General features: G+C 66.4%; 6 protein-coding genes and 1 pseudogene. 2 read left to right on the forward strand and 5 right to left on the reverse strand.

The window, feature by feature from the left end:
• From WAN71_RS22865 to WAN71_RS22885, 5 genes are all read right to left on the reverse strand, one after another.
• Positions 1-893: AMP-binding protein (locus tag WAN71_RS22865; RefSeq protein ID WP_422227519.1), on the reverse strand; the 893-nt coding region annotated here is incomplete at its 3' end.
• Between the two features lie 63 nt (positions 894-956).
• Positions 957-2,240 carry a sodium:proton exchanger gene (locus WAN71_RS22870; protein WP_422227520.1) on the reverse strand — a complete coding sequence of 428 codons (1,284 nt, stop codon included), beginning with the start codon at positions 2,238-2,240 and terminating at the stop codon, positions 957-959.
• Positions 2,241-2,491: 251 nt separating this feature from the next.
• On the reverse strand, positions 2,492-4,321 hold the full coding sequence (locus tag WAN71_RS22875; RefSeq protein WP_422227521.1) for a phosphoenolpyruvate carboxykinase (GTP): 1,830 nt from the start codon (positions 4,319-4,321) through the stop codon (positions 2,492-2,494).
• Between the two features lie 155 nt (positions 4,322-4,476).
• Entirely contained in the window at positions 4,477-6,057 is a 1,581-nt protein-coding gene (locus tag WAN71_RS22880) for a hypothetical protein (protein ID WP_422227522.1), read from the reverse strand.
• Complete coding sequence (locus WAN71_RS22885) at positions 6,030-7,043, reverse strand: hypothetical protein (RefSeq protein WP_422227523.1); 1,014 nt, start codon at positions 7,041-7,043, stop codon at positions 6,030-6,032. Before WAN71_RS22885 ends, WAN71_RS22880 begins: the two co-directional genes overlap by 28 nt.
• Before the next feature lie 178 nt (positions 7,044-7,221).
• On the opposite strand from WAN71_RS22885, the gene trmB reads away from it, so the two are divergent.
• Together trmB and WAN71_RS22895 are read left to right on the forward strand one after the other, a co-directional pair.
• A complete protein-coding gene (gene trmB, locus WAN71_RS22890) occupies positions 7,222-8,031 on the forward strand; it encodes a tRNA (guanosine(46)-N7)-methyltransferase TrmB (protein WP_422227524.1) in 810 nt (269 codons plus the stop codon).
• Positions 8,028-8,193 (forward strand): annotated as a pseudogene (locus WAN71_RS22895) (NYN domain-containing protein); the annotation flags it as partial. The gene trmB and the pseudogene WAN71_RS22895, both read left to right, overlap by 4 nt.

Here is an 8,193-nt window from a genome sequence, read left to right on the forward strand (position 1 = left end):
TTCTTGATCTCCACCGGGCACGGCGCCGCCGCGTGCATCACCCGTTGCAGGCTGGACAGATCATACAAATTACGCACTGTATCAGGCAGTTTCAGCATCCGGGTGAACATGGCCGGCACGAATTGACCGTGGGTGACCTGGTGGCGCTGGATGGCATCAAGGCAGCCTTCGGGGTCAAACTTTTCCATCACGACCGTCGTGATGCCGCCGGCCTGGACGCTCATCGACCACACCGACGGCGCAGTGTGGTACAGCGGCGCCGGGCTCAGATAGACCGCATCCGGGTGCATCCAGAAGCCGACCAGCGCCGACATCATGCCGGGCGCTTCGGTGGGCGCGACGTGCGGCAGTTCGCGCTTGATCCCCTTGGGCCGGCCGGTGGTTCCCGACGAGTACTGCAGCAGATCGCCTTCACGTTCATCGTCGATCGGCGTATCCGGTTGATCCGCAACGCATTCCGGGTAGCGCAGCCAACCGTCGAGGTCAGCCTCTTCCTCATCCAAGGCGATCAGCAACATTGCGGGCAGGCCACCGGGGAGGTGCTCGGCGAGGTTCTCGCACGTCTTGCGTAGCGCGGCCGACCCGATTATCGCCTTCGCCGCGCTGTTGTCGACGATGTAAGCCGCCTCCGGCGCGGTCAGGTGGGTGTTGATCGGCACGTAGTACAGGCCACTGCGCCGAGCTGCCCACATGACGGCGTGGATGTGCTCGTTGTTCTCCATCAGGATCGCGACCGCGTCGCCTTCGACCAGACCGGCGCGGCGAAAGTAGTGCGCCAGCCGGTTGGCGCGGGCTTCCAGCTCGTCGAAGGTCACGACCGTGCCGGACGGATGGAGGACGATGGCGGGCTTGTTGGCGCCCCCCTGACCGGAAGTGTGCACGCGAATCTGCATGCGCAGACTGTACCGCCGCCAAACTTGACAGGTGTCAAGGACCTGGTCAGTCGTTGCCGATAGTTATCGCGCGGGCACCTGCTCGGCCTGCTGATGCGGGTGCCCGCCGTGACGCTTGGCGCGACCGGCGAACGGCGCCAACAGCGTTGGCGCCAGTTGGCGGCGATTAACTACTAGCGCGATGACAGCCACCGCCGCATAGACGGCACTGAGCAGAATCCGGCCTTCGGTCGAAGTGATCGGGAATTGCACGACAAACAGGCCGAGCAGCGCCCAAGCGGCCCGGCGGCGGAACCGAAGACCAAGGATCAGCGCCACGCCCATCAATGTCTGCCCGGCGGTAAGGACCATCTCTTCGATTTGGCGGCCGTCCAGTTGAATCGACGAGCCTCCGCCCCCGAGCATGAATGCCACCGGCAAAGACCCGACCAGCAAGGTCCATTGGTTGACCTTCGACGAGATCAACGTCGCGATCGCGAACGCGCCCTTGCCTCTGGCCGCGAAGATGGTGGCGATGATGAATTCCGGTGCCTCCGAGGACAGCGGCGCCAGCCACTGCACCAGTAGGAAGCGATCGACGCCCAGCTCTGTGCCGGCGTCGATCAGGCTCTCGGCGAACGGCTTTGCGCACGTGACAATTACCGACGCGGCCAAGATGAACAGCGCGGACACCACGATGCGGCGGGGCCGGTCGGGAAGGGCTCCCAGCGCCGCGGCGGTGCCGACCAGTTCGGGTTCCTCGACCTCGCCGCGGCTCAGCTTGTACAGGTAGTAACCGAACCAGCCCAGCAATATCACCCCGAAGGCGATGTGGATGCGCCCGGTCGCGGGCACCAGGAAGGCGGCCACCCCGGCGAACATCAGGAAGCCGATCTCCACCCGGTTGCTGACGTCGAGATCCAGTTCGCCGACTTTGCGGCCGGTGGCCCGTCGTGCCACCAGCACGCTGACCAAGACGACGACCGGCCACCCGAGACCCATCAGCAGCCGATTCGAGCCGGTCATGTTCGCCGCGGCGTATTGGGTGTACTCGGGCACATGGCCTGCGGTGTAGGCGTAATACAGGTCGACGGCGTACTCGGGCAGGACGGCGATGACACCCAGCACCGCTACCGCCAGACCGCCCGAGACGTCGATCTGGGCGGCTTCTGCAGCCCACGCCAATAGGAAGCTGGCCGCAACGACGGCGGCTCCGTAGGTGATTAGCCCCAGGATCGGACTTGGATGAATGCCGAGGACGCGCACCACCAGGGCCGGGCAGATGATGACGGCGACAATCGCAAGCGGTCGAAACAACGACGGCGCCGGCTCGGTAGCGATAACAGCACCGGGGGCAGCCGTTGTCATATCCATATCGCCTAGATCGTCGAAGCCGGGAGGGCTTACTTCCGCCCCGGATCGAAAGATACCGTCCGAGCGGGGATCCAGCAACATAGTCGAGCTACCAATAAGTCGAGCGTCGTGGCTTAAATTTGCTGGTCAGCGAGCCCGTAACGGGGAGTTCGGCTAACCGACACTTAGGATGTGGCTACCCTGCAGCAACCCGGTCCGCTGCGCGCAAAACCCCGGGTCACTCGACCCGGGGTTTGCTTGGTTGACTAGTCGGCTTCGGCCAGTCGCTGCTTGAGCGCCTCGAACTCGTCCTTGACGCCGGTCGGGAGCTTCTCGCCGACGAACTCGAACCACTCCTCGATCAGCGGCAGTTCCTTGCGCCATTCGCTCGGGTCGACCACGAGCGCTTTATCCACATCGGCGGGATCGACATCCAGCCCGTCCAGGTCCAGATCGCCGGCGGACGGGACGACACCGATCGGGGTTTCGTGGCCGCCGGCCTTGTGCTCGATGCGGTCGACGATCCACTTCAGCACCCGGCTGTTCTCGCCGAAGCCCGGCCACAGGAATTTGCCACCCTCGCCGCGGCGGAACCAGTTGACGAAGAACACCTTCGGCAGCTTGGACTCATCGGAGTTCTTGCCCAGATCGATCCAGTGCTGGAAGTAGTCGCCGACGTGGTAGCCCAGGAACGGCAGCATGGCCATCGGGTCGCGGCGCACGGTGCCGACCTTGCCCTCGGCGGCGGCGGTCTGCTCACTGCCCATGGTGGCGCCCATGAAGACGCCGTGCTGCCAGTCCCGTGCCTGGGTCACCAACGGCACGGTGGTCTTGCGGCGGGCGCCGAACAGGATGCCGGAGATCGGGACGCCCTGTGGGTCGTCCCACTCGGGGGCCAACGTGGGGCACTGCGACATCGGAGTGCAGTACCGCGAATTCGGATGCGCGGCTTTGGTTTCCGTCTCGCGAAGAACCCAGTCGTGGCCCTTCCAGTCGATCAGGTGATCCGGCTCGCCCTCCAGGCCCTCCCACCACACGTCGTCGTCGTCGGTGAGGGCGACGTTGGTGAAGACCGTGTTGCCTTTGGCGATGGTGCGCATCGCGTTCGGGTTGGACTTCCAGTTGGTGCCGGGCGCAACGCCGAAGAAACCGAACTCGGGATTGACCGCGTAGAGCCGGCCGTCCTTTCCGAACCGCATCCACGCGATGTCGTCGCCGAGCGTTTCGGCCCGCCAGCCGGGAATTGTCGGCTGCAGCATCGCCAGGTTCGTTTTGCCGCACGCCGACGGGAATGCCGCCGCGAAGTAATAGGCCTTGTTCTCGGGGGAAATCAGCTTGAGGATCAACATGTGCTCAGCCAGCCAACCCTCGTCGTGAGCCATGGCCGACGCGATTCGCAGCGAATAGCACTTCTTGCCCAGCAGCGCATTGCCGCCGTAACCCGAACCGTAACTCCAGATTTCGCGAGTTTCCGGGAAGTGGGTGATGTATTTGGTGTCGTTGCACGGCCACGGGACGTCTTTTTGCCCGTCCTCCAATGGAGCGCCGACGGAGTGCAACGCCTTGACGAAGAACCCGTCGTCGCCGATCTTGTCCAGCGCGGCCTTGCCCATGCGGGTCATCGTGCGCATCGACACGACGACGTATTCCGAGTCGGTGATCTCCACGCCCAGCTTGGGGTCGTCGGCGCCGAGCGGGCCCATGCAGAACGGCACCACCCACATGGTGCGACCCCGCATGCAACCGCGGTACAGATCGGTCATGGTCGAGCGCATTTCGCTCGGGTCCATCCAGTTGTTGGTCGGGCCGGCGTCGATCTCGCGCTCGGAACAGATGAAGGTCCGCGATTCCACGCGCGCCACGTCGGAGGGGTCCGACAACGCCAGGTAGGAGTTTGGCTGCTTCGCCGGGTTCAGCGGCTTGAAAGTGCCCGCCTGCACCAGCTGCTCGCAGAGCCGCCGCCACTCCTCCTCGGAACCGTCAGCGAAGACCACCCGATCGGGCTGGGTGAGCTCGGCAACCTCCTCTACCCAGGACAGCAAGCCCGGGTGGTTCGTCGGCGCGGTATCCAGACCGGGAACGGTCGGTGAAGTCATCGAAATCTCCTGCACTCTCCTGCGTAGGCGGCTCTTTAGGGCTCAGAGCGGGCCATTTCGCCGGTGCGGCTTTTGCGGTGGCCCTTTGTACAGGTTATCGCGGAGAATTCCGCCAGGGCAGGTCGGGCGGGTATTGGATCACTCACAAGAACGATTCAGAACACGTTATCTGCGGTATTTGCCGACGGGGTTTCGCCAATTTCATCGGTACCGCCCTCAGTCGCGGTGGTGGCGTCTTCGGATTGGGGCTCGGCGGTTTCGCCGAGCTCGGCTCGCACCGCCTCGAGCGCGGCCTGCAGCGTCGGCATCTCCCGGCCTCGAAGCGCCGCGGCCCGCGCCCCGACGACGGCGTACTCGCGCAGTTCGGTGTCGATGACCCCGACCTGCTCGGTAACCCGCGCACTCTCGACCTCGTCTTGCTCGGCCAGGGCCGCGGTCAGTGACGACTCAGCTCCCAATACCCGTGTCGCGACCAGCTGCTCGAGTGCGGACCTCAGCTGCGCGGTCGCCTCGCCAGCCCAACGGTCGAGCAAAGCGCGATCGCGCAGCAGGCCGCGGGTTCCGACCACCCAGACGGTAAGCGCAACCCCGATCGCCGCACATGCGACGGCTCCGGCGAGGGTCAGCCCGGGAGTCAGGTCGGCCAGCAACCGGCTGAGCGTCAATGCCACACCCAACCCGAAACCCGCGCCCACCAGCATCATCAGCCGGGTCTCCAGCCGCCGCGACTTCAGCTGTGGAGCCGGTATCTCGATCTTTGGCAGCGCGGTGGATGCCGGCGGGTCGACCGTCAGGCTCAGGCTTTGCGCGACGTCGGCCAAATGCGTGGTGGTGCCCTCGTCCACCTCGACAACCACCTCATCGATCCGTCCGCGGGCATCGGCCTCGAACTCCGGCAGCTGGCGCCGGGTCAAACTTCCTGCATCCTCCTGCAACTCGGCGCGCACCGAGGCGCAGCGGTTGCGGGCGAAGTACGACAGCTGAACTCGAGCCTGCTGGGTCTGGCTACGCAGTGCGATCGTGCGCTCGGACTTCGACAGCCGTCGCTGTCGCAGGATGGCGCTGCGCTGCTCACGTAATGCCTCGACCCGTGCTCGCCGACCCGCGCCGTCCGCGTCACGGTCGTACCGGTCGGCGACGCTCTGCAATCGGGATTCCCACGCCCGCAACCTGTTTCGCCGCGAAAGGCCCGCGTCGCCGAGTTGCCCACGTACCGCCGCGACGAGGTCGTCGACGCGGGGTTTACCGCTGTCGGGCAGGGCGGCCACGCCTACCCAGGGCACGTCACGGTAGCGCGGCGCGTGCGCCGCGAGCACGTCGCGGTCGGCGGCCAGCACATCACGCCAGGTGCGATGCACGTCGATCTTCGACACCACACCGATCACCACGTCGGTATCGGCGGTCGCGGCGTCCAGCAGCGTGCAGTCGGATTCGGTCAACGCGGCGGCCGCCGAAACGACGAACACCACCGCCGTCGGCGCTTCGCCGGCGGCCAGCTCGGTCGACTCGATGAACGTGTGCTTGCGCAGCCGTTTGGTCAGCGCGGCGACCACGCCGCTGACTCCGGCCAACCAGGGACCGGTGACCAAGACCACATCGCGGCGCGCAATGACCGGCGCACCCAGCCGCGGCCCGATCGCCGCCACCATTGCGTCTATTGCGTCTTCTGCGTCTTCTGCGGCGATTGCGCCATTGCCTGCTTGGTCGGTCACGCTGAACTCCCGACCTTCGACCATAGCCGTAGCGAACCCCTGACGATGTCGGCGCCGCAGGCCCGGTGCAAGCCCGCCACCGGCCCGCGGCTGTAGCGTTGCCAGCCCACGGCGCGGCGCAGGTATGCTGCGGCGCTGTCGCAACGATCAACGGTGATGCCGGCCGCCTCGACGACATCCACGGCGGCCGCCATCCGGGCGATCACGGTGTCGTCGCGAGATAAGAACTCGCCGACTCGCCGGTCGGTGACGGCCAGCGTCCGCAATTGGGCTACGGCGTCCAGCAGCCGCCGGTAGCACACCTGTGCGCCGACCGACTCGATCTTGTCGACGACGTCGTCAATGCAGCTCAGCTGCCGGAATACGGCGCGAGTCTGGTCGCGGGTCGCGCCGCGCCGGATTGCGGCCAGCGCCTGCTCGACGCCGAACACGTCGAGGGTGTCGAGCAGCCGACGACGCAGCTCGGCCGCCACCGGTTGCTCGCCGGGTCGGCTGGCCAGCACCCGCAGCGCCGCCCAGATCGCGTCGTCCACCAAATCATCGAGGGCGGCGACCGCGAGCAACCCCACCACCGGCTCGATCGGCAAACCGGTACGCGCGGAAAGCTGCGCGCAGCGGGTTCTCGCCGCGCTGGTCGGCCCGTCAGGGTGGCGGCCCGGCTGGGTGGTCGCGATCAGGTCTGCCTTGTTCAGCACCGCCAAGACCGGCCGACCGGCCGCCGCGATCGCCGCACGATCCTCGGGTTTAACCACTTCGGCGATGACGTATACCTCCACGTCGACCTCCACGTCGGCGTCCGGTGATGTCGTCACGGTGATCGTTTTCCGCGAGTCCCCGACGCGAGCCAAAGCGTGCGCGACGGTGTTGCGGCCTACGCCGCGCCGTCCGGATACCGCCACCACCAGCGGTGCGGCGAGCCGATGGGCGAGCGCGGCACAGCGCGAGTCAGCGGCGTCGGCGGCAAATCGCTCCAGCTCGTCGACGAAAATCTGGTGCCTCTGTCCGATCATGTGTTTCGCCTGTTGAATCCATCCCCTGTCGGTCGTGCTCCAGCGCCGCCCAAAGGCGGCGGGCCGGGTCTGCCGCTGAATGGTGACATCTGCGACGCCGAGACGCGAGCCACTCGCTACCAGTCGAAGGCAACTGTTGGGTATCAATCTGGGCCGCGGGCGGCAACATGATCGGTTAATGGGTAACGATGAACGGATGCGTGCGCAGCCCTCGGTGGACGCGGCCACACCGCCGCCACCGTCAGACACCCTGCCTGCAGCGCGCACTGCCGGCGGGCATCGCCGGACCACCAGCTTCCGGTCGCGACGTTCTGCGCTGTCGGCCGCCCAGCAGCGGACCTGGGAGCGGCTGTGGCCGGAACTCGGCATCATGGCGGCGTCGCGGGACAGCGCCGACGCGCCCGACGAGCCGCTGAATACTGGCGCCTGGTTCGGCCGCGATGCGCCGCTCGTGCTCGAAATCGGTTGTGGTACAGGCACTTCTACGCTGGCTATGGCGCAATCGGAGCCAGAAGTCGATGTCATCGCCGTCGAGGTGTATCGGCGTGGGCTGGCGCAGCTACTCTCCGCGATCGAACGGGAAAACGTCACCAATATCCGGCTGATCCGCGGGGATGCCGTCGACGTACTGGAAAACCTGATTACGCCGGGTTCGCTGAGCGGGGTCCGGGTGTTCTTTCCCGATCCGTGGCCCAAGGCCCGGCATCACAAACGCCGGCTGCTCCAGCCCGCCACGGTTGCGCTGATCGCTGACCGGCTCCGGGTCGGAGGCGTGCTGCACGCCGCCACCGATCATCCCGGCTACGCCGGGCAGATCGCCGAGGTCGGCGACGCCGAACCCCGCCTGACGCGGGTCGGACCGGACCGCGGCGAACTGGCGATCTCGGTCGTCCGGCCGTCTACTAAATACGAGAGCAAGGCGCAGCATTCCGGCAGCGCCGTCACCGAACTGGTGTGGGAGAGCCGCTCCGAAAGAAACCGCCCATGAGCCTGACCGAAGAAACGACCACCGAACCGGCGCCGCCGCCGGGCGAGGCTATCGCCGATGTCGAACCCGCCGCTCAGCGCGTGCTGCTGGTGTGGGATGCGCCGAACCTGGACATGGGCCTGGGATCCATCCTGGGCCGCAGGCCCACCGCATTGGAACGCC

The sequence above is a fragment of the Mycobacterium sp. genome (genome assembly GCF_049280035.1).
Classification (GTDB): Bacteria; Actinomycetota; Actinomycetes; order Mycobacteriales; family Mycobacteriaceae; genus Mycobacterium.

Excerpts from the sequence above, each read along its gene's own strand:
- WAN71_RS22885 (WP_422227523.1), bottom strand. The coding sequence starts at position 7,043 with ATGATCGGACAGAGGCACCAGATTTTCGTCGACGAGCTGGAGCGATTT.
- WAN71_RS22870 (WP_422227520.1), bottom strand. The coding sequence starts at position 2,240 with ATGACAACGGCTGCCCCCGGTGCTGTTATCGCTACCGAGCCGGCGCCG.
- WAN71_RS22880 (WP_422227522.1), bottom strand. The coding sequence starts at position 6,057 with ATGGTCGAAGGTCGGGAGTTCAGCGTGACCGACCAAGCAGGCAATGGC.
- trmB (WP_422227524.1), top strand. The coding sequence starts at position 7,222 with ATGGGTAACGATGAACGGATGCGTGCGCAGCCCTCGGTGGACGCGGCC.
- WAN71_RS22875 (WP_422227521.1), bottom strand. The coding sequence starts at position 4,321 with ATGACTTCACCGACCGTTCCCGGTCTGGATACCGCGCCGACGAACCAC.